The organism is Magnetospira thiophila (assembly GCF_054657015.1).
Genome location: NZ_BAAHXF010000002.1, coordinates 152764 through 173671 on the forward strand (window position 1 = coordinate 152764; position 20908 = coordinate 173671).

Below are 20908 nucleotides of genomic sequence, written 5' to 3' on the forward strand. Positions count from 1 at the left end.
AAAATAACCTGACAGTTTTTTCAAAATTATCTAACCCATTGCCCATGCAGGGGGCTTATTCTTTGGCATAGGTTTTGCTCAGTAAGTTGAAACGGGCAATTCAATAATGTCGGAGAAATCAAATGAATAAGATGAAAACCCTTCTCAGCGCGGCACTGGTCGCAGGGGCCCTGGGTGGCGGAACAGCGCAGGCCGGGGTGATTTCCGGCGGAAGCTCAATGCTGAATGCCGGTTCGCTCTCTCAACTGGAAAGCTGGCTGGGCCAAGGCGATCTGAGCCTGACCAACATTTTCACCAAGACGGCCAACGATACCTCGTATACATGGCATGCCGCTGTGGACGGGCAGGGGGCGACCTTCACGGTCATGGAATGGAACTACCTTGATGCCCAGGGGCAGGCGCAGACCGATCTGGTGGGTGGGTACAATCCACAAAGCTGGGACCAGAGCAGCAATTACCACTATACCTCTGCGGACAGTGAGCGGACGGCGTTCCTGTTCAACCTGACCACCGGGGCGCTTTTCAGCCAATGTCTGATTTACGACAGTTCCTGCGGTTATGGGTATGGTTCCTACTACAACGAAGGCCAGTATCAGACCTATAACAGCCCCTACTACGGCCCGACTTTCGGCGGTGGGCATGACCTTTATGTGACCTCGGACCTGGACACTGCCTACAGCTATATCTGGTCCTATGGCACAGGTGGCTACAATCAACTGTCCTATAACACCAGCTATGGTCTGAATGTGGGGGCCATGGAAACCTTCACCCTGGAATTGAATGCCGTTCCTGAACCGGCCTCGCTGGCCCTGTTCGGTGGTGGTCTGGTCGCTCTGGGCTGGGTGCGGCGGCGCAAGAACGCAGCCTGAGAAATTCTTTTCTGTGCGTAAAGCGGCGGTCCCCGGGGCCGCCGTTTCTTTTTACCTGTAATCCTGCCGATCGAGACCGTATTTGCGCATCTTGTCGTAGAGCGTTTTGCGGGGCAGTCCGAGGCGTTCCAGGGTCTCCTTGATGTTGCCCTTCTGGCGTTCCAGTTCCTGGGTGATGACGCTGCGTTCAAAGTTTTCCACTTGTTGCGGTAGGGGCAGGTCGGCGGTGGGCGATGGGCTCATGCTGCTGTCATCAAAGTTGATGTCATAACCCAGAACGAACCGTTCGGCGGTATTCTTCAATTCGCGGACATTGCCAGGCCAGGGATGGGCCATCAGGGTGCCCAGGGCACTGGCCGAGGGGGTGGGGGCCTCGCGTCCATAGCGCGTGGCGGCCCGTTCGACGAAATGATGGAACAGCAAGGGGATGTCCTCGCGCCGTTCACGCAGCGTCGGCAAGGGGATCACCACCACATTGAGCCGGTAATAGAGGTCTTCGCGGAAGCTGTGCTCCTCGCTGGCCCGGCGCAGGTCGGTTTTGGTTGCCGCAACAACCCGCAAGTCCACCGGAATCAGCTTGTTGGAGCCCAGGCGCTCGACCGACCGTTCCTGAAGCACCCGCAGCAGCTTGACCTGCAAGGCCAACGGCATGGTCTCGATCTCGTCGAGGAACAAGGTGCCCCCGGTGGCATGTTCGATCTTGCCGATGCGCAGGCCCTGGGCCCCGGTGAAGGCCCCCTGCTCATGGCCGAACAGCTCGCTTTCGAAAATGGTTTCGGGCATCGCCCCGCAATTGACGGCAACGAAATGCCCGGCGCGGCGGGCGCTTTGTTCATGCAGGCAGCGGGCAACCAGTTCCTTGCCGGTGCCGGTCTCGCCATAGATCAGCACGTCCGCCCCGGTATCGGCCACATTGGCGATCATGTCGCGAATACGGCACAGGGCGGGGGACTTGCCGATCAAAAAAGTACCGCTGTTCTTGGCCGCCAGTTCCCGGCGCAGGGTCTCCACCTCCAGCACCAGATGGCGTTTCTCCATGGCCCGGTTGACGGCGTCGATCAGCAGGTCGGCGGGAAACGGCTTCTCGATGAAATCATAGGCCCCGTCGCGGATGGCCTGCACCGCCGTGGCGATATCCCCATGGCCGGTGATCAGCACCACCGGCAGGTTGGGCGCGATCTCCTGGGCCTTCTTCATGAAACTGAGGCCGTCCATCTCGGGCATCTTGATGTCACTGACCACGATCCCCGGCCAATCAGAGGTGATTTGAGCCAGGGCCTTGGCGGGCGAGGCGAAACATTCGACCTGGTATCCGGCCAGATCAAGCGTCTGGCGACCGGAAATGCGGATATGCTCCTCGTCGTCGATGAAAAAGACCTGACCCTTGGTTTGTGTATCGTTCATCGGCTCGGTTCCGAAGGGGCCCGTTGCAGGGCGACGGTGAACAGGGCTCCGCCTGCGGGATGATTGGCGGCCCGCAGACTGCCCCCGAAATCATTGATGATCCGGTCGGAAATGGAAAGCCCCAAGCCGAGTCCCTTGCCGGCCGCCTTGGTGGTGTAAAAGGGATCGAAGACTCGTTCAAGGTCCTCTTCGGACAACCCGGGACCGCTATCGCGGACATGGATCATCACCTGGTCATCGGTAATTTCCGGATAGACCTCCAACCGTCGGGGCGCGCCTTCGGGCAGGGTTTCCAAGGCATCCAGGGCATTGCGGAACAGATTGAGGAACACCTGTTCCAGGCGCAGCTCCTCGCCGATGACCTTGGGCAGATCCTCCGGCACCCGATCCATCAGGTCCAGGGCCCCGGTCGGACTGACCTTGGTCAACAGGGACAGGGCCCCGCGCAGCGGCGGCCGCAGATCGACGGCGCTGATTTCGTCCGGCGGCTTGCGGGCAAAGGTCTTCAGGTCGGCGGTGATGGCCGCCATGCGGGCGGTCAGGTCACTGATTTGCCGGAGGTTTTCGCTCACGTCGTCATGGCGCTCCCGGGTCAGCAGCACCTGCGCATTGTCGGCATAGGTGCGGATGGCGGTCAGCGGCTGGTTGAGTTCATGGGTGATCCCGGCGGACATCTGCCCGAGGGCGGCCAGACGGCTGGCGTGCAGCACTTCCGCCTGGGTGCTGCGCAGGGTGGATTCGGTCTTGCGGCGCTCCTCGATTTCCCGATGCAGGGCCTGGTTGCTGACCCTGAGGTCGGCGGTGCGGGCCTCGATGCGTTTCTCCAACTGGTCATAGGCCATTTGCAGGGCGGTGCGGGCCTTGCGCTGATAATGTACCCGCTCCCACAGGCGCAGTCGGCGCTGAAACAGGGTGTAGGCAAAAAAGATGAAGACCATCAGGCTGAAGGCGGCGGCGACCAGCGCCCCATAGACGATCCGGTCGATGGCCCGAATATCGGAGAGCAGGTGTATGCGCCAGCCGGTTTCCGGAAAGGCCACGGACTGTACGAAAAACCGCAGCGTCTTGTTCAAGGTGTCGCTCAAGGTGAGGATCTCGCCGTGGTGCCCGGCGGGGACCCGCTGCACGATGGGCAGGGGGGACAGATCACTGTCCCCGTACTGTCGGCTCTCGCGGATGGCCTTCGCCACGCTCGCATCGAGCGGGAACAGACTTTTGAAGCGCCATTGGGCGTGACTGGAAATGAAGGCGATGCCATGGCGGTCGGTGACCAGAACCTGACTCTCCGAAGCCGCCCAGGCCAGTTCCAGCCGGTGCAGTCCGATCTTGACCACGATCACGCCAAGAATTTCGCTCCGATCCCGAACCGGATAGGACAGATAATACCCGGGCTCGTTGGAGGTGGTGCCGAGGGCGAAATAGCGTCCGGTGTCACCCTTCAAGGCATCCTGGAAATAGGGACGGAAGTTGAAATTCTTGCCGACAAAAGGGGCGTCGCTGTTCCAGTTGCTGGCGGCGAGGGTGAGTCCCTGGCGATTCATCAAATAGACCGCCGAGGTCCCGGCAATGCTGTTGATGCTTTCCAAGGCCCGGTTCACCTGATCCACACCCTGCGGATCCTGTGGGGCCAACAGCAGGTCGGTGAGATCCGTGTTGCGCGACAGGACGAGCGGCAGGTAGGCGTATTTGTCCAATTCGTTGCGCAGGTTGTCGACAAAGATGGTCAACCGTTCCTGGCCGGTGGTTTCCAGATCCTCCAGGGCGGCGGCGCGGAACCATACGGCGACCAACCCCAGGATCATGAGGGCAAACAGCAAGGTCACGGCGATAAAGGTGGCCTTGGCGCGCACCGAACCCCGGGGGGCCGACATGAACCTCGGCACCTCCGGCCAATCGAATTCCTGGTCCTGGCCTGCGGAGTCTTTCATGGGCGGAGTATAAGGGAGCGGCGACGCTTGCGCCACGCACCCCGTAACGGGTACACCAAAGGCATTGCGACAACAGGAAGGCTCTTCATGTCCCGAATCCCGACCATCTGGGCCTTGTGCGACGACCGGGCCGGCAACGTCAATCAGGTACGCGGCGTCGCCGAAGCCTTGGGGCTGCCGTTCATGATCCAGGATCTGACCTATACCGCCGCCGCCGCCCTGCCCAATTACATGGTCGGCGCGACCTTCGGCGGCCTGACCCGCGATGCGCGGATCAACCTGGCGCCACCCTGGCCGGAAGTGGTCATCGCCGCCGGACGGCGCACCGCCCCGGTGGCCCGCGCCATCAAGGAAAAGGCCAAGGGCAAGTGCTTTTTGCTGCAAATCATGTATCCGGGTGACGCGGGCATCGACGAATTCGACATGGTGGCGGTGCCCCATCACGACAAAATGCCCCATCGGGACAATTTCTTTGAGATCCTGGGGGCACCCCATCGGCTCAATGCCGGCAATCTGGCCGCTGCTGCCAAGGCTTGGGAAGGCAAGTTCGACCATCTGCCATCCCCGCGAATCGCCCTGATCGTCGGCGGCTCCACCAAGCGCCGCGACTTCACCCCGGAGATGGGGGCCGAATTGGGGCGGCTGGCCTCCGGGCTGGCCCAGAGCAAGAACGGGTCGCTGCTGGTCACCACCTCGCGGCGCACCGGCGAGGCGACCGGCCCGCTGCTCGATGCCATTGACTGCCCGGCCTTCACCTTCCGCTGGGGCGACAAGGGGGACAATCCCTATCTGGGCTATATGGCGGTGGCCGATGCGGTCATCGTCACCGGCGATTCAGTCTCCATGTGTTCGGAGGCCTGCGCCCTGCCCAAGCCGACCTATATCTATGCCCCGAAGAAAGTCACCGTGCGCAAACATGCGATGCTGCATCAGGAACTCTTCGCGAAAGGTTATGCGCGACCCCTGGAGGGGGCGTTGAGCCTGGATTGGACTCACCCGGTGCTCAATACCGCCGACGTCATCGCCGAGGAACTGTTGGTCCGCATGGGGTTGAGGTAACGCCATGCAGTCCGAGGACAGCTTGTACCGTCTCAAGACCTGCCGTCATGGTCGGTTCTTGTACAATCCGTTGGACAAATACATCGGGCGCTCGCTGGAACTGTTCGGCGAGTTTTCCCAGGGCGAGGCCGACCTGTTCGCCGAGATTCTCAAGCCGGGCGATGTGGCCTTGGATATCGGGGCCAATATCGGCTGCCATACGGTGGTCATGGCCCAGGCGGTGGGCCAGCAGGGCTTCGTCATCGCCTTCGAGCCGCAACGGTTGATCCATCAACTGCTCTGCGCCAACGTGGCGCTGAACGGCCTGATCAACGTGGTCTGCCGCCAGAACGCGGTGGGGCGGGAGGTCGGCAAGATCACCGTGCCGGTGCTCGATCCGCGCCAGGAAGCCAACTTCGGCGGCCTCGATCTGCGCCGCGACTGGCAGGGCGAGCCGGTGGACGTGCTGGTGCTCGATAATCTCAACCTGCCCAAATGCAAGCTGATCAAGATCGACGTGGAGGGCATGGAAGCCGAAGTGTTGGAAGGGGCCCGGCAGACCATCGCCCGCCTGCGCCCGATCCTCTATGTGGAAAACGACCGCAAGGAAAAATCCGACGCGCTGATCCGGCTGATCCACGGCATGGGCTACCGCCTGTTCTGGCATAATCCGCCGCTGTTCAATCCAGACAATTTTGACGGCAATCCCGACAACCCGTTTACCAACATCGTATCGAAAAACCTGTTCTGCGTGCCGAAAGAAGCGCCCGGCCATATCACTGGACAGGAAATCTTCGTCACCGGGGAGGCCTGACGCGCCCATGGACCCGACCCTGCTCGGCCCGATCTGGCTGACCCTCAAGCTGGCGACGACGGCCACCGTCCTGTTGCTCATGGTCGGGACGCCGCTCGCCTGGTGGCTGGCCCGCGGTCGCCCCAGCCTGTGGCGCGACGCGGTGGCGGCAGTGGTGGCGCTGCCGCTGGTGCTGCCGCCGACGGTGCTCGGGTTCTATCTGCTGCTGTTCATGGGACCACACGGACCGTTGGGGCAGGCCGTGGCGGCATTGGGACTGGGGTCTCTGGTGTTCACCTTTCCGGGGCTGGTCGTCGGTTCGGTGATCTATTCGCTGCCGTTCGTCGTGCAGCCGGTGCGCAATGCTTTCGAGGCCATGGGGCCGCGCCCGATGGAAGCCGCCGCCACCCTGCGCGCCTCGCCGCTGGATGCCTTTCTGAGCGTCGCCCTGCCGCTGGCCCGGCCCGGCCTGTTGACCGGCGCGGTGCTCGGCTTCGCCCATACGGTGGGGGAGTTCGGCGTGGTGCTGATGATCGGCGGCAGTATCCCCGGCGAGACCAAGGTGCTGTCCATTGCCATTTACGATTTCGTCGAGACCCTGGAATGGGGCAAGGCGCATATCCTGTCCGGCGGCATGTTGGCCTTCGCCTTCGTGGTGGTGCTGCTGATGATGCGGCTCGACAGCCGGACCCGGAGGCGGGGGCGATGAGCGGCCTGTCCGCCCACTTCAGGGGAAGCCTCGGCGGCTTCGACCTGGATGCTGCCTTCAGCGCCCCGGGACGCGGCGTGACCACGCTGTTCGGGCCATCGGGCTGTGGCAAGACAACGGTGTTGCGCTGTCTCGCCGGTCTGCACCGGGCCGCCTCCGGGCGCTTGACCGTCAACGGCGCGATCTGGCAGGACGACAATATTTTTTTGCCGCCGCACCGCCGTCCGCTGGGCTATGTGTTTCAGGACGCCGCCCTGTTTGCCCATTTGTCGGTGCGCGACAATCTGCTGTATGGCCGTAAACGCTTGAAGACCGACAGCTATCGGGTGTCGTTCGAGGATACGGTGGATCTACTTGGGCTCGGCGATTTGTTGGGCCGGGAAGTGGTCCATTTATCGGGCGGCGAGCGCCAGCGGGTCGGCATCGGACGGGCCTTGCTCACCGATCCGCAACTGCTGCTGATGGATGAACCGCTGGCGGCACTGGATGCCCTGTCCAAGCGCGATATCCTGCCCTATCTGGAAGCGCTGCACGATGCCCTGTCCATTCCGGTGGTCTATGTCAGCCACGATTTCGACGAGGTCAGTCGTCTGGCCGACCATATGGTCTGGATGAACGATGGACGAGTGGCCTTTGTCGGAGAGCTGTCGGACTTCCTGGCCCAGCCGGAGGCTCCGGTGGTGCGCGGCGGGCAGTCGGGGGCGATTCTCAACGGCCAGATCCAGGGCGCGCCGGATTCCGACGGGCTGATCCGCATTGCCGTGCGCGGTGGTCATTTGTGGGCGGTGGCCGACGGTCAGACGGGCGGCGACCATTGCCGCCTGCGCATTCCGGCCATCGGCGTCACCCTGGCCAAGACCCAGCCTTTGGAAACCTCGGTGCTGAACGTGCTGCCCTGCCGCATTCAGTCCATCGACACCCTCGACGCGGCACGGGTACTGGTGCATCTGCGGCTCGGCCTGAGCGGCGAAGGGGCGCGTTTGCAAAGCCAGATCACCCGCCGCTCCCTTCGCACCCTCGACCTGCGACTGGGCGACCCGATTTATGCGGCCATCAAGTCGGTGTCGCTGGTCGAGCGCGGCGGCGCGTCGCTGATCGAGACGGAGGCTTAGGGAGGTCAGGCTCCCTCCGTCAGGTCTCTTCCTCCCGGTGGCCCGGCAGATTTTGCCCACTGAACAAAGTCGGGTCGAGAATCAAGCTGGCCGTGGGTTTCAACCCGGTCGTGGTGGAAACGGCCTGATTCTGAATCGAAACGGGGCTTTTGTCGGTGTCGTTCATCACCGATCCGCCCTGCATCCGCCGCTGAATTTCCTGGGCGATTTGCTTTTCCAGATCGGCCCGTTGGGCGGCGGGCATCTTGTTGAGGGATTCCTCTGTAAGCCCCATGGCCTCAAGGATTTTGGCCCGAAGCTCCTCGCGCTTTTTGGCTTCGAGGTCTTCCACATAGCCTTGGAATCCCCGCTCAGTAATGGCCGACACATCCTCGGAGGAAATGCCGCCATGGCGCTGGCGTTCGGTTTCCGGATCGGTATACCTCGGACCGCTGACCAATGATAAGTCCATCTCCCACTCTCCCACACTCTGTCACAGATGGTGGGAAGGCGAGCAAAAACCGGGCCAAGCAGGGACGTCCCGTCACACCGCCTTGGAATGGCGTTTCTGGCCCATGTCCAGATACTGGTCGAAAGCGGCGGCGATGAGGCGGACGAACGGGCGACCGTCCTCGGTGACAATGATCTTGTGACCCTTGACGGTGCAGATGCCATCGACGATCAGCGGGTCGAGTTTGTCCAGCTCCGTTTTAAAATGATCGGTCGCAACGCCATGGCGGGCACAGACGCCGTCAAGGTCGACGCGCAGGTCGCACATGATGCGTTCGATTAAATCGGCCCGCAGATTGTCCTCGGCGGAGAGGGCGAGGCCCTTGCCGGTGGCGAAGCGCCCGGCGGCGATGGCGCTGGCATAATCCTTCAAGGGCAACAGGTTTTGTACATAGCCTTGTGGCAACTGGCCGATGGCCGAGGCCCCCAAACCGATCATCGCCGGGGCCTTGTCGGTGGTATAGCCCTGGAAATTGCGTTGCAGGGTGCCGTCGTCCAGGGCTCCGGCCATGGAATCGTCGGGATGGGCGAAATGATCCAGCCCGACCTTGACGTAGCCCAGTTCGACCAGCCGTTCGGTGGCGCGGGTGAATTGCTCCCAGCGTTCCTCGGTTCCGGGCAGGATCTCCTCGGGGATCATCTTCTGGTGGCTTTTCATCCATGGCACATGGGCATAGCCGAACAGGGCGATGCGCCGCGGGGCCATGGCCGCGCCTTTGTCCACCATGTCCAGAACCTTGGCCGTGGTCTGATAGGGCAGGCCGTACATAAGGTCCATGTTGAACGACGTGATGCCGTATTTGGCCATCCATTCCACAACCTGTTTGGTCATCTCGTAGGGCTGGATGCGGTGAATGGCTTCTTGGACCTGCGGATCAAAATCTTGCACCCCGATGCTGGTCCGGTTGACCCCGGCCTCGGCCATCTGGCGCACATAGTCTTCGGTGGCGGTGCGCGGGTCCAGTTCCACGGCAATTTCGGCATCCTCGGCCACATCGAACCGCTGGCGCAGTTTTTCGATGATGCGCCGCCAGTCGGGGCCTTGCAGCATGGTCGGACTGCCGCCGCCCCAGTGCATGTGACGGGCCTGGAAACGACCGGGCAGGGTGTCGGCCACCAGATCAATTTCCGCCAGCAGGGTGTCCAGATAATCGGCCACCGGCTCATAGCGTTTGACGATCTTGGTATAGCAACCGCAGAACCAGCACATCTCATCGCAGAACGGAATATGGTGATACAGCGACAGCGGCACCGCCGGGTCCAGGTCCTTCAGCCAGCCCGCATACATGTCCGGCGTCACGGCGTCGGAAAAATGCGGCGCGGTGGGATAGCTGGTGTAGCGGGGGACGCGAAGATCATACTTCTGGACGAGGTCGGCGCGCATGGGCAGGGGTTCCTTGGGTGGAGACGACGAGGCCCGCCAGATTAACCCTTCGGCGCGGGCGCGTCTATGTCTGGAGCCGGGCTGCGTTTGCGGGAAGCGTCCGAATGGGGCGTCCCTGTCCCCGCCGCAGCCAGCTAGGCAATCACATGGGGCACAAAGCGGGCATCGTTACCGGTAATCCAGCTTCGGTCTTCGCGGAGACCCAATCCGGCGGCCTGTGAGGCGATCAGCCAGACGCCGCAGACCGGGCGGTGGCCGTCGAAGTCGGGTAACGGTTGGTAGGCTTGCAGGATGAAGCCCTCGTCGCCGTAGGGACCGATCTTCGGCGTTTGGGGTGGGGCACCGTTCTCGATCAACGAGATATCCCAGCCTTCGCGGGACAATAGGGGTTTGCGGATGTAGGTCTGGCCCAGCGCAGCAGCCCGGGGGTCGCCCTCGAAGTAGGACGGCAGCAAATTGGGATGTCCCTCGAACATCTCCCACAACAGCGGCATCAGACCCTTGTTGGACAGCAGGGCCTTCCACAGGGGTTCGATGAAGGTGCAGCCACTGCCCGGAATGTGCGGGCCGAAGTCCTCCCGCAGTAGCCATTCCCAGGGGTAGAGCTTGAACAAGGTAGAGATGGCCGTGTCCTCGGAATCGGTGAACCGCCCGTCGGGGGAAAGGCCGATTTCGTCGATGAACAAGAAGCGGTTTTCCAATCCGGCCTGGGCGGCGCAATCTTCCAAATAGGATACGGTGGAGCGGTCCTCGATGCTGTCGCGGGCGCAGGTCAGGTGCAACGGCCCGGCAATGCCCATGAGGGCCAGCGCCTCGACGAGCCGTTCGTGCAGGGAATTGAACTGGTCGCAGCCGGGCGGGATGATCCCGCGTTCCAGGGCCTGTTCCAGCCACACCCATTGAAAGACCGCGCTTTCATACAGTGCGGTCGGGGTGTCGGCATTATATTCCAGGAGTTTGGCAGGCCCGGTGCCGTCATAGACGAAATCCATGCGGCCATAAAGATTGCGCTGTTGGGTGCGCCAACTCTCGGCGATGGGTTGCCAGAACAACTCCGGGATGGCCAGTTTCAGGGTAATTGCTCACCGACCCCGACGGCTTGACCGGGGGAGCGCTGGGGCGGCGTGACGATATCCGGCTCCGAAATGCAGATTTCTGTTGCGCTGGATGGGCGAATATGAGTCAACCTTTCCATGACTCCGCTGCCCGACATCACCACGCTTTCCCCGTCCGAGAAGGACACGCTGATCGGTTCGCTGATGGCGCGATTGGACGCGCTGGAATCGCGGGTCTCGGCTTTGGAGGCCGAGAATGCCACGCTGAAGGCCGAGAACGCGGATCTGCGGGAGAAACTGAACCTGCCGCCGAAGACGCCGGACAATTCGAGCAAGCCGCCGTCGCAAGGGCACAAGCCGAATGGCGAGGGCAAGGCGAAGCCGAAGGGCAAGGCCCATGCGGGAGCACATCGGCCGCTGCACCCCAACCCGACACGACGGCGCGACGTGCTGGCCGACCACTGCCCGCACTGCCGAGCGGACGTGACGGGCGTCACACAGGCCGAGGTCCAGGCTTACGACCGCATCGAAATCCCCGAGATCGCGCCCGACGTGACACGGGTGACGCTGTTCGGTGGCACCTGCCCCTGTTGCGCCAAGCGGTTCAAGGCGCCCGCGCCCGCCGGGCTGGAACCGGGCTCGCCGTTCGGCCCCAACCTGCGGGCCTTCGTCCTCTATCTGCGCTTCGGTCAGGCGATTCCGTTCGAACGGCTGGAGCGCCTGCTGCGCGACCTGTTCGGCCTGGAGATCAGCGAAGGGGCGCTGGCCAACATGCTCCAGGACAGCGCGCCCGCCTTCGCGGCCCAGACCAGCCGTATCAAGGAGCGGCTGCTGTCCGGCACCGCGATCGAATCCGACGAGACATCCGTCCGCGTCGGCAAGCGGACCTTCTGGAACTGGGTCTTCCACCACGGCGACAGCGCCTGCTTCGTCATCCGACCCTCGCGCGGCAAGGCGGTGGTCGAGGAATTCCTCGGCGAGGTTCGCCCCGATTTCTGGGTATCCGACCGGCTGGCGGCGCAGATGGGGTGGGCCGCCAAGGACCATCAGGCCTGCCTCGCCCACCTGCTGCGCGACATCCAATATGCCATCGACGCGGGCGACGATGCCCTGGCTCCCGGCCTCGGGGCCCTGCTGAAGCGGGCCACCCGCATCGGCCGGCGCCGACCGGATTTGGCCGATGCGACCCTGGCGGCCTATCACTCCCGCCTCCAGTCCCGGCTCGACGAATTGCTGAAGATCGTCCCCGCCACCACGGCCGGAGAGAAGCTGCTCCGTTCCATCAAGCGCTTCCGCCAGAACCTCTTCGTCTTCGTCACCAACCGCGCCATCCCGGCCACCAACAACGGCTCCGAACAGGCGCTCCGGCCATGCGTCATCTTCCGCAAGGTCACCAATTGCTTCCGATCCGAGTGGGGCGCCACCCTCTACGCCAACGTCAGATCCGTCCTCGAAACCGCCCGACGACGAGGAATCGGAATCCTCCCCGCCATCAGACTCACCCTTGACGGTACCGCCCTGCCGGTGGCAACGTGACGGACATCACCCAAGGGGGTGAGCAATTACGTTTCAGGAGCACCTCATCATCGGCAATGGCCCGTTCCACCACCTCGAAGCAAAGCTGCTCCAATTCCGTCGCCGGGTTTTCCAGATGGTCTTCGATCTGGGCGAGGGAAAAACGATAACAGGCACTCTCGTCCCAATAGGGATCGCCGTCGAAGGTGTGGAAATCGAAGCCGTGCTCGGCGGCGGTGGCTCTCCAGTCTTCCCGTTCGGTCAGGGGGAGGCGTTGCATCAGCCGCCGAAACCGCCGAAGCTGCGACTTCCGGTAGGCATCCGCGCGGTCTGCGTAAGACCGGTGGCGCGACTGCCGAAGCCGCCCCGGCTTATGGTCGAGGTCTTGACGCTGGGGGACTGGGTCAGGGATTGCGGCACCTTGGTCAGTCCTGTTTTGGTGGCTACCGGCTTATTGTCGGCGGTGCGGTAGGATTTGGCGTCATCGGAGGAACGATACAGCGGCTGGCTCCTGCCGCCCAACATCTGCCCCATCATGAAACCCATCATCATGGGCATGAAAACCGAACCGCCGGATTGAGTCTGATAGGGCGCCGTCTCGCACTGACCGGCACCGAAATCGGCTTCGCAGTCGGCCTGGGCGGTGTACTTGGGGGCCACTTTCACATGCTCGGCTTTAGACTGGGCCAGGGCGTCGGTGCAGAGTTCCTGGGTCATGCCCGGGGTGATCATGCATTGGTCGACGCTGTCGAAGACGCCCACATCCACTTCGCTCTCACTACAGGCGGTGAGCGCCAGAACACTGGCCCCCATCATGACCAGGGCGACGTGACGTGAACGCTTCATACAACTTCTCCTCACGAGGGGGGGTACTCAAATAAGATGGGAGAGCCTACCCCCGACCGCAAGCCGAGTCAGGTCTTTTCCTCGTCCATGGAATAACCGGCCCCGCGCACGGTACGGATCAGATCGGGCTGATCGTCATCGTTCAATGCCTTGCGCAGACGCCGGATATGCACATCGACGGTGCGTTCTTCCACGTGGATATTGCGGCCCCAGACCATGTCCAGTAACTGTTCGCGGGAATAGACCCGCCCCGGCCGCTCGATCAGGGTGGTGAGCAGGCGGAATTCGGTCGGCCCCAGATGCACCAGCTTGCCGTTGCGGGTGACCTTGTGTTCCAGCAGATCAATGGAGATATCGCCGTAATCGAGCTTGTCTTCGCCGAGCGAGGGGCGGGAACGGCGCAGTACGGCGCGCACCCGGGCCACCATCTCGCTGGGCAGGTAGGGCTTGACCACGTAGTCGTCGGCCCCATTGTCGAGGCCACGAATGCGGTCGCCCTCTTCGCCGCGGGCGGTGAGCATAATCACCGGCAGGGCGCGGGTTTCCTTGTTGGCGCGCAAACGGCGGCAGACCTCAAGCCCGGACAATTCGGGCAGCATCCAGTCGAGAATGACCAGATCCGGCGGCTCCTCCCCCACCTTGGCCAGGGCGATCTCGCCACTGCCGGCGATGCTGGTGCGAAAGTCGGCTTTTTCCAGATTGTAGCGCAACACTTCGGCTTGCGGTGCCTCGTCTTCAACAATAAGAATCAACGGCTTCATCAGTTTCGAACTCCGGGGTTCCGCTGCGGCTTACGGTGTCACGACAATGGTGCTGGACTCGTCCTCTTTCGGGCGCTCCTCATCGGGGACACTGCCTTCGACCAGGAAATGCACCTGTTCGGCGATGAAGGTCGCATGGTCACCGACACGTTCCATGTTCTTGGCAATGAACAACAGGTGCGTGCAGGCGGTGATGTTGCGATGGTCTTCCATCATATAGGTCAGCAGTTCGCGGAACAAGCTGGTGTGCAGATGGTCGACTTCCTCGTCCCGGTTCCACACATCGGTCGCCATGGCGACATCCCGACTGAGGTAGGCATCGAGCACGTTCTTGACCATTTCCTGGACCAGACTGCCCATGCGCGAGATGGTGGCCACGGCACCGTTGAAATTCGGGGCCTTGGCCAGAGCCAGATTGCGCTTGGCCATGTTCTTGGCGTAATCGCCCATGCGCTCCAGGGTGCTAGCCACCTTCAGGGCGCTGACCACGCCCCGCAGGTCGATGGCCTGGGGCTGGCGCAGGGCCAGTATGCGCAGGGTTTTGTGGTCGATATCGGATTCCAACTCGTCGATACGTTTGTCATGGGCGATGACTTCCATGGACAATTCGGTATCGCCGCGGACCAGGGCGAGAATGGCATCGGAAAGCTGGGCTTCCACCAGACCGCCCATCTTGGCCAGGGTGTTCTCCAGGGCCTTGAGCTCCTGATCGAAAGTGCGCATGGTATGTTCGTGGTTGGTCGTTTGCGACATGGGTCTGATCCTTGTTGCCTCGTCGTCTTCAGCCGAAGCGGCCAGTGACGTAATCCTGAGTGCGTTGCTCCTGCGGATTGGTGAAGATGGTCTCGGTGCCGTCCAACTCCACCAAATCGCCGAGATGGAAGAACGCGGTCTTTTGCGAAACGCGCGCCGCCTGGGACATGGAATGGGTGACGATGACGATGGTGAAACTCTCGCGCAGTTCGTCGATGAGGTTCTCGATTTTCGTCGTGGCGATCGGATCGAGCGCCGAGCAGGGCTCGTCCATAAGGATGATTTCCGGCTGCACGGCTATGGCGCGGGCAATGCACAGACGCTGTTGCTGGCCGCCCGACAGGCCGGTGCCCGGCTGATCCAGGCGATCCTTGACCTCGTTCCACAGGCCCGCTTTTTCAAGGCTGAACTGGACCAGGGCGTCCATTTCGTCCTTGTGATCAATCAAGCCATGAATGCGCGGTCCGTAGGCGACGTTTTCATAGATCGACTTGGGGAAGGGGTTCGGTTTCTGGAACACCATGCCGACCCGCGCCCGAAGCTGCACCACATCCATTTTCTTGTCATAGATGTCGGAGTCGTCGATGCGGATATCCCCGGTCACCCGACAGATGTCGATGGTGTCGTTCATCCGGTTGAGGGTGCGCAGGAAGGTCGACTTGCCGCACCCGGAGGGTCCGATAAAGGCCGTCACCTGCTTCTCGGCAATGTCCATGCTGACATCCCGGATGGCGTGCTTTTCGCCGTAATAGACATTGACGTTGCGCGCCGCCACCTTGGGCGTGCCTTCGCTCAGAAACGGTGTGCCCAGGGTCTTGCTGGGGGTCGTCAATTGTTCGTTGCTCACGGATCTGCTCCTACCAGCGACGTTCGAACTTTTTACGCAGCAGAACCGCTGCGGCGTTCATGAAAATAAGGAATGCCAACAGCACCATGATGGCGGCTGAAGTGCGTTCCACGAAAGCCCGTTCCGGGCTATCGGCCCAAAGATAGATCTGAACCGGCAGAACAGTCGCCGAGTCGAACGGGGAGGCCGGAATGTCGACGATGAAGGCGACCATGCCGATCATCAGCAGCGGCGCTGTTTCGCCCAGTGCCTGGGCCATGCCGATAATGGTGCCGGTCAGCATCCCGGGCATGGCCAGGGGCAGCACATGGTGGAAGATGGATTGCATCTTGGAGGCCCCAACGCCGAGCGCCGCTTCGCGGATGGAGGGCGGCACCGATTTCAAGGCGGCCCGCGAGGCGATGATGATGGTTGGCAGGGTCATCAGGGTCAGCACCAGACCGCCGACCAGCGGGGCCGAGCGGGGCAACCCGAACACATTGAGAAAGACGGCCAGACCCAACAGCCCGAAGACGATGGAGGGCACGGCAGCCAGATTGTTGATGTTGACCTCGATCAGGTCGGTAAACTTGTTGACCGGCGCAAATTCTTCCAGATAGACCGCCGCCGCCACCCCAATGGGGAAGGACAGCAGCAAGGTGATCGACAGGGTGAAGAACGACCCCACGGCGGCCCCCCAAATACCTGCCAACTCGGGTTCCCGGGAATCCCCTGCGGTGAACAGGATGCTATTGAAGGTCGTCTCGATCATGTTGCGCTTCTTCAGGCGTTCATACCAGGCGATCTGGTTGTCCTTGACCCGGCGATCCGATTCCGGGATCTCGGCGGAAATGACGCCTTTCTCGAACTGGTCCATGTCGTCGGACATGGGGACCTGAATGGTGATTCGTTGGCCGATCAAGGCGGGGTCGGACAGCACCTTGTCGCGAATGAAGTAGGCTGCACCGGGGCTGACCATGTCATACAGCGCGCGTTTGTCGCGGCGTTTGGAGACGTCGGGGAACAGATCTCCAACGGCTTGTTTGACCAACCGCAGATAGTCGGCGGTTTGCAGGGTCCGGTAATAGGCGCTGGCCTGAGCACCAAGGAACTCGGCCAGCTTTTGATGTGCCTGTTTGGGCAGTCCCTCGGTGTCGGGCAGGGCATTGGCGACCATCCAGGCCCCCAATTCGGCACTGCCCAGCGGCATCACCTTGCCGGTGGCCAGGGCCGACAGAATGTCGGGGTCGGCCTCCATCAAGGCCCGTCTGGCAAGGGTCGGGCTGAGGGCGTGGGCGTCCCGGTCGAAATGAATGCCCTGGGACTCGAAGCGGGCGATGGCCTGCTCCGATTGATGTTTGGTGTCCTGGGGATCAATGTCCTGAGGAAACAGGGTGATCTCCAGATTGATCATGGTCTGCCACATGGCCGAATAGCCATTGCCGAAGATGGTGATGAACAGCACCGCCACCATGCTCAGGGCGATGACGATCGCCCCCAGGCCATAGGCTCTGAAGCGGCGTTCGGCGGCGTAGCGCGACTTGATGCCGCTGGCGACCTTTTCGGCCGTCCGTTGCGATGAAAATTCGATGGCCATGGGAACCTCGCTCAATCGTAGGCTTCGCGATACTTGCGTACCACTTGCAGGGCGATGATGTTCAAGATCAGGGTGATGCAGAACAGCACCAGACCGAGGGCGAAAGCGGCCAGGGTCTTGGGGCTGTCGAATTCCTGGTCGCCGACCAGCAGGGTGACGATCTGCACGGTCACCGTGGTGACCGCCTGGAACGGGTTGGCGGTCAGATTGGCGGCGAGACCGGCGGCCATGACCACGATCATGGTTTCACCGATGGCCCGCGAGGCGGCCAACAGGATCGAACCGACGATGCCCGGCAGGGCGGCGGGCAGGATCACCCGGCGGATGGTTTCCGACTTGGTGGCCCCCAGACCGTAGGAGCCGTCGCGCAGGGATTGCGGCACCGCGTTGATCACATCGTCCGACAGGGAGGAGACGAACGGGATCAGCATGATGCCCATCACCCCACCGGCGGCGAGGGCGCTTTCGGAGGAAATGGTCAGCCCGAACAGTTCGCCGGAGTTGCGGAAGAACGGAGCCACGGTCAGGGCGGCGAAGAAGCCGTAAACCACGGTCGGGATGCCGGCCAGGATTTCGACGATCGGCTTGACCCAGTTGCGCAACCCCATGGAGGCGTATTCCGCCATATAGATCGCCGTCAGAAGGCCGATGGGCACCGCCACCAGCAAGGCTATGATCGAAATCAGAAACGTCCCGGCCAACAGAGGCACAGCCCCGAAGGCTCCGGAACTGCCCACCTGATCGGCGCGAATGGCCATTTGCGGGCTCCATTCCAGGCCGAACAGAAAGTCCATAATGGGCACATGCTCGAAAAACCGGGCCGATTCGAACAGCAGCGACAGGATGATGCCGACGGTGGTGAAAATGGCGATGGTCGAGCACACGATCATCAACGCCTTGATCGTTCTTTCAACCAGATTGCGCGCCCGGTGTTCCACCGAAATCGCCCGCCAGCCGAACCACAGGCCAATGAAGGCGAGGGCCATCACCACAATGATTCGCGCGATCAGGCTGGTCTGCTTCAAATCCGAGTACTGGGCGGCGGCGATGATCTTGGCTTCACTGCGCTGGCTGGCAATGTTACCGGCGGCAATATTGCGAATGTCGTTGAGCATCAGGCGCATTTCGGCCGGGCTTTTATCGGCAACGGCACTCTGGGGCAGCGAGTCCATGACCATGGTATCGACGATGATCGGCTCGAAAATCAGCCAGGCCATCATCACCAGAATGGCCGGGCCGAAACACCACAGGGCCACATAAAGGCCGTGATAGCCGGGCAGGGAATGCAGTCGGCTGGCTTTGCCGCCGGCCATGGCGATGGAGCGTCGGTGACCCAGCTTGTAGCCAATGATCACCAGCGACACAACGGCGAGTAATAGGAGAAAAGTTTGCATGTCCGTGCCGCCCGTTATTTCATCATGGTCGATTTTGGAGAGGTCGTCGAATATTTAAAAACAAATGACAGTCGTTATTTATCAAAGAAATTTCGGCGACCAGGTGACCCTGGCCGCCGAAGAAATGGTCGCTTACTTCATGTCTTCTTCGACATTGTTCAGCAGGTTCATGGTCGAGCTGCGAAATTTCTCACGCTCGGCTTCGGGCATCGGGATCAGACCCTTGTCCGACAGGTAGCCTTCGGGGCCCCAGGCCTTTTCGGAGGTGAACTCGGCCAGGTATTCCTTGATCCCCGGGATGGTGCCGACGTGGGCCTTCTTGACGTAGAACCACAGCGGACGGGACACCGGATAGGAGGAGGCGGCGATGTTGTCGAAGGTCGGGTCAACACCGTCGATCTTGGAGCCCTGGATCTTGTCGGCGTTCTGGTCGAGGAAGGAGAAGCCGAACACACCGAAGGCCTTCGGATTGGCTTCCAGCTTCTGAACGATCAGGTTGTCGTTCTCGCCGGCTTCCACATAGGCCCCGTCTTCGCGGACACCATGGCAAACGGCCTTGTACTTCTTGCCGTCCGACTTTTTCATGTCGGCGATAAACTTGAACTTCTTGCAGCCGCCTTCCATGGCCAGTTCGGCGAAGGCGTCACGGGTGCCGGAGGTCGGGGGCGGGCCGAGGATTTCGATCTTCACGTCCGGCAGACTTTTGTCGATGTCGGACCATTTCATGTAGGGATTGGCGACCAGGGTTTCGGAGCCATCGGGATTCGGCACCATGCCGGCGGTGGCCAGGAAGATCTGCTGACGGGTGATGCTCATCTGCGGGGCCGACTTGGAGTTGGCCACCACGATGCCGTCATAACCGATTTTGACGGCGGTGATGTCGGTCACGCCATTCTTTTTGCAGTCTTCGACCTGCGACTTCTTGATGCCGCTGGAGGAGTTGGTGATATCCGGATGCTCGACGCCGACACCAGCGCAGAACAGCTTCAAGCCGCCGCCGGAACCCGTGGACTCGATGACCGGGGTCTTGAAGCTGGTGGACTTGCCGAACTGCTCGGCCACGGTGGTGGCGAAGGGATAAACCGTCGAGGAGCCGACGATATGGATCTGGTCGCGGGCGCTGGCGGGGCTGGCCAGACCAGCCGAAACGGCGGTCAGGGCTGCCACCAGGGCGAGGCTCTTTTTGAACATGGACAATCTCTCTGCTAGCTGAAAAGGATCGGATGCCTTGACCCTCTCGGGATCGGCGGGGCGACTATATTTTTCTTCAGCGGCAGTATTATGACTCAGAGACTACAAATTTGTGACAGTGGGGCGCCCGGTGCCCTCTCCGTTCGGCGGGCAAACCGCGTCTTCCTGGCGGCAGGGCAGGGTGACCGTGACCGTGGTCCGACCTTCGGGAGTGCTGCGGATGGTCAGCCGCCCCCGGTGACGATTAACGATATGTTTAACAATGGCCAGTCCCAGTCCGGTGCCGCCCAGGTTACGCGAGCGCCCCTTGTCGACTCGGTAGAATCGTTCGGTCAGACGCGGAATCTGATCCGCGGGAATCTGGTCGCCGTGGTTGCTGATGGCGACGGCGACGCCGCAACCGGTATGAAACGGTACCCGATCCACCTGGGAGAGGGCGATGGTGACTGGGGTCCCGGGTGTCCCGTATTTCAGGGCATTGTCCAGCAGATTGGTGAAGACCTCGGTCAGTTCGTCGTGCTCGCCGTTGACCCGGGGAGTCGATGGCGGTCCTTCGATGTTCAGGGACGAGCCCCGCTTTTCCGCCCGCAGGGCAAAGGTCTCGGCAATTTCTCCGACCAGCAGGGACAGATTGACCGCGCCTCGCGGTGCCACATGTTCCCGCACCTCGACCTTGGACAGGGACAGCAGGTCGTCGATCAACCGCTTCATGCGGTGGGCTTCGGTATCCATGATGGCGAGAAAGCGCCCGCGCGCCTCGTCGTCGTCCCAACCGACGCCGCGCAGGGTCTCGATGAAACCGATCAAGGTGGAGAGGGGAGAGCGCAGCTCGTGAGAGACATTGGCGACGAAATCCACATGCATCTGTTCGGTGGCGCGGATAGAGGTGATGTCGTTGAGCATCACCATGGCGCGGGCAAAGCCGGTGGATTTCTTTTCCTTCAATGAAGTGACGGTAAACTGGAAGGTCTGGGAAAACGGCGACGGAATGACGAATTCCCCGTCCCGCTGCTGGGTGCCGCCGAGCACCGCGTCCACCGCGTCGAGCAACCGGGGGTGGCGCAGGGACAGGGCGAGATCCTGATTGATCGGTGAGCCCTTGAGCAGTGGTTCCGCCGCCTCATTGAAATCAATGACCTGCCGTTCCCGGTCGAGCAGAAAAACCGGAACAGACAAACTCTGCATGATGGCGGCATCAATGCGCCGAACGCCCTTTTTGGCCATGTCTTTGATAGCATCTGACC

Annotated in this window: 20 protein-coding genes; 6 read left to right on the forward strand and 14 right to left on the reverse strand. The window is 61.7% G+C overall.

Annotation, left to right across the window (positions count from 1 at the left end; all coding sequences use genetic code 11):
- The first annotated feature begins 122 nt into the window (after nt 1–122).
- Nucleotides 123–869, forward strand: a complete 747-nt coding sequence (locus tag ACYQ1P_RS10335) for a PEP_CTERM-anchored TLD domain-containing protein (protein WP_460020279.1) — start codon at nt 123–125, stop codon at nt 867–869.
- Between the two features lie 51 nt (nt 870–920).
- Here the strand turns inward: ACYQ1P_RS10335 and ACYQ1P_RS10340 are convergent, their stop codons facing one another.
- Both ACYQ1P_RS10340 and ACYQ1P_RS10345 read right to left on the reverse strand, forming a co-directional pair.
- Complete coding sequence (locus tag ACYQ1P_RS10340) at nt 921–2273, reverse strand: sigma-54-dependent transcriptional regulator (protein WP_460020280.1); 1353 nt, start codon at nt 2271–2273, stop codon at nt 921–923.
- Complete coding sequence (locus tag ACYQ1P_RS10345) at nt 2270–4144, reverse strand: sensor histidine kinase (RefSeq protein ID WP_460020281.1); 1875 nt, start codon at nt 4142–4144, stop codon at nt 2270–2272. Before ACYQ1P_RS10345 ends, ACYQ1P_RS10340 begins: the two co-directional genes overlap by 4 nt.
- Nucleotides 4145–4288: 144 nt before the next feature.
- Here ACYQ1P_RS10345 and ACYQ1P_RS10350 point away from each other — a divergent pair, with 144 nt between their 5' ends.
- From ACYQ1P_RS10350 to modC, 4 genes are read left to right on the forward strand one after another with little or no spacing between them, the layout of a single operon-like run.
- The gene (locus ACYQ1P_RS10350; RefSeq protein ID WP_460020282.1) at nt 4289–5260 is read left to right on the forward strand and encodes a mitochondrial fission ELM1 family protein; all 972 of its coding nucleotides are present in this window, start codon (nt 4289–4291) and stop codon (nt 5258–5260) included.
- A gap of 4 nt (nt 5261–5264) precedes the next feature.
- A complete protein-coding gene (locus ACYQ1P_RS10355) occupies nt 5265–6053 on the forward strand; it encodes an FkbM family methyltransferase (RefSeq protein WP_460020283.1) in 789 nt (262 codons plus the stop codon).
- 7 nt (nt 6054–6060) lie between these two features.
- On the forward strand, nt 6061–6741 hold the full coding sequence (gene modB, locus ACYQ1P_RS10360; protein ID WP_460020284.1) for a molybdate ABC transporter permease subunit: 681 nt from the start codon (nt 6061–6063) through the stop codon (nt 6739–6741).
- Nucleotides 6738–7853, forward strand: a complete 1116-nt coding sequence (gene modC, locus ACYQ1P_RS10365) for a molybdenum ABC transporter ATP-binding protein (RefSeq protein WP_460020285.1) — start codon at nt 6738–6740, stop codon at nt 7851–7853. Before modB ends, modC begins: the two co-directional genes overlap by 4 nt.
- Before the next feature lie 19 nt (nt 7854–7872).
- On the opposite strand, the gene ACYQ1P_RS10370 is transcribed toward modC, so the two are convergent.
- The 3 genes from ACYQ1P_RS10370 to ACYQ1P_RS10380 all read right to left on the reverse strand — a co-directional run bounded on the left by ACYQ1P_RS10370 (nt 7873) and on the right by ACYQ1P_RS10380 (nt 10805).
- Nucleotides 7873–8304, reverse strand: a complete 432-nt coding sequence (locus tag ACYQ1P_RS10370; protein WP_460020286.1) for a hypothetical protein — start codon at nt 8302–8304, stop codon at nt 7873–7875.
- A 72-nt stretch (nt 8305–8376) separates the two neighbouring features.
- Complete coding sequence (gene hemN / locus ACYQ1P_RS10375; protein ID WP_460020287.1) at nt 8377–9726, reverse strand: oxygen-independent coproporphyrinogen III oxidase; 1350 nt, start codon at nt 9724–9726, stop codon at nt 8377–8379.
- 134 nt (nt 9727–9860) lie between these two features.
- Nucleotides 9861–10805, reverse strand: a complete 945-nt coding sequence (locus tag ACYQ1P_RS10380; RefSeq protein ID WP_460021635.1) for a glutathionylspermidine synthase family protein — start codon at nt 10803–10805, stop codon at nt 9861–9863.
- A gap of 180 nt (nt 10806–10985) precedes the next feature.
- Here ACYQ1P_RS10380 and tnpC point away from each other — a divergent pair, with 180 nt between their 5' ends.
- Nucleotides 10986–12317: an IS66 family transposase gene (gene tnpC / locus ACYQ1P_RS10385; protein ID WP_460019016.1), complete on the forward strand. Its 1332-nt coding sequence runs from the start codon at nt 10986–10988 to the stop codon at nt 12315–12317.
- Here tnpC and ACYQ1P_RS10390 read toward each other — a convergent pair.
- The 9 genes from ACYQ1P_RS10390 to ACYQ1P_RS10430 all read right to left on the reverse strand — a co-directional run bounded on the left by ACYQ1P_RS10390 (nt 12280) and on the right by ACYQ1P_RS10430 (nt 20888).
- A complete protein-coding gene (locus tag ACYQ1P_RS10390; RefSeq protein ID WP_460020288.1) occupies nt 12280–12576 on the reverse strand; it encodes a glutathionylspermidine synthase family protein in 297 nt (98 codons plus the stop codon). The two genes, tnpC and ACYQ1P_RS10390, sit on opposite strands and share 38 nt — an antisense overlap.
- Nucleotides 12576–13142 (reverse strand): DUF1190 domain-containing protein, encoded by a 567-nt coding sequence (locus ACYQ1P_RS10395; protein ID WP_460020289.1) that lies wholly within the window; start codon nt 13140–13142, stop codon nt 12576–12578. Before ACYQ1P_RS10395 ends, ACYQ1P_RS10390 begins: the two co-directional genes overlap by 1 nt.
- Nucleotides 13143–13210: 68 nt before the next feature.
- Nucleotides 13211–13903 (reverse strand): phosphate regulon transcriptional regulator PhoB, encoded by a 693-nt coding sequence (gene phoB, locus ACYQ1P_RS10400; RefSeq protein WP_460020290.1) that lies wholly within the window; start codon nt 13901–13903, stop codon nt 13211–13213.
- Nucleotides 13904–13933: 30 nt separating this feature from the next.
- Nucleotides 13934–14656, reverse strand: a complete 723-nt coding sequence (phoU, locus tag ACYQ1P_RS10405; protein WP_460020291.1) for a phosphate signaling complex protein PhoU — start codon at nt 14654–14656, stop codon at nt 13934–13936.
- Between the two features lie 28 nt (nt 14657–14684).
- Nucleotides 14685–15467 (reverse strand): phosphate ABC transporter ATP-binding protein PstB, encoded by a 783-nt coding sequence (gene pstB, locus ACYQ1P_RS10410; protein WP_460021636.1) that lies wholly within the window; start codon nt 15465–15467, stop codon nt 14685–14687.
- 46 nt (nt 15468–15513) lie between these two features.
- The gene (gene pstA, locus ACYQ1P_RS10415) at nt 15514–17079 is read right to left on the reverse strand and encodes a phosphate ABC transporter permease PstA (protein WP_460020292.1); all 1566 of its coding nucleotides are present in this window, start codon (nt 17077–17079) and stop codon (nt 15514–15516) included.
- Between the two features lie 11 nt (nt 17080–17090).
- Nucleotides 17091–18473 (reverse strand): phosphate ABC transporter permease subunit PstC, encoded by a 1383-nt coding sequence (gene pstC, locus ACYQ1P_RS10420; RefSeq protein WP_460020293.1) that lies wholly within the window; start codon nt 18471–18473, stop codon nt 17091–17093.
- Nucleotides 18474–18605: 132 nt separating this feature from the next.
- Complete coding sequence (locus ACYQ1P_RS10425; RefSeq protein WP_460020294.1) at nt 18606–19664, reverse strand: substrate-binding domain-containing protein; 1059 nt, start codon at nt 19662–19664, stop codon at nt 18606–18608.
- A 102-nt stretch (nt 19665–19766) separates the two neighbouring features.
- The gene (locus ACYQ1P_RS10430; RefSeq protein ID WP_460020295.1) at nt 19767–20888 is read right to left on the reverse strand and encodes a sensor histidine kinase; all 1122 of its coding nucleotides are present in this window, start codon (nt 20886–20888) and stop codon (nt 19767–19769) included.
- Between the last annotated feature and the right edge of the window lie 20 nt (nt 20889–20908).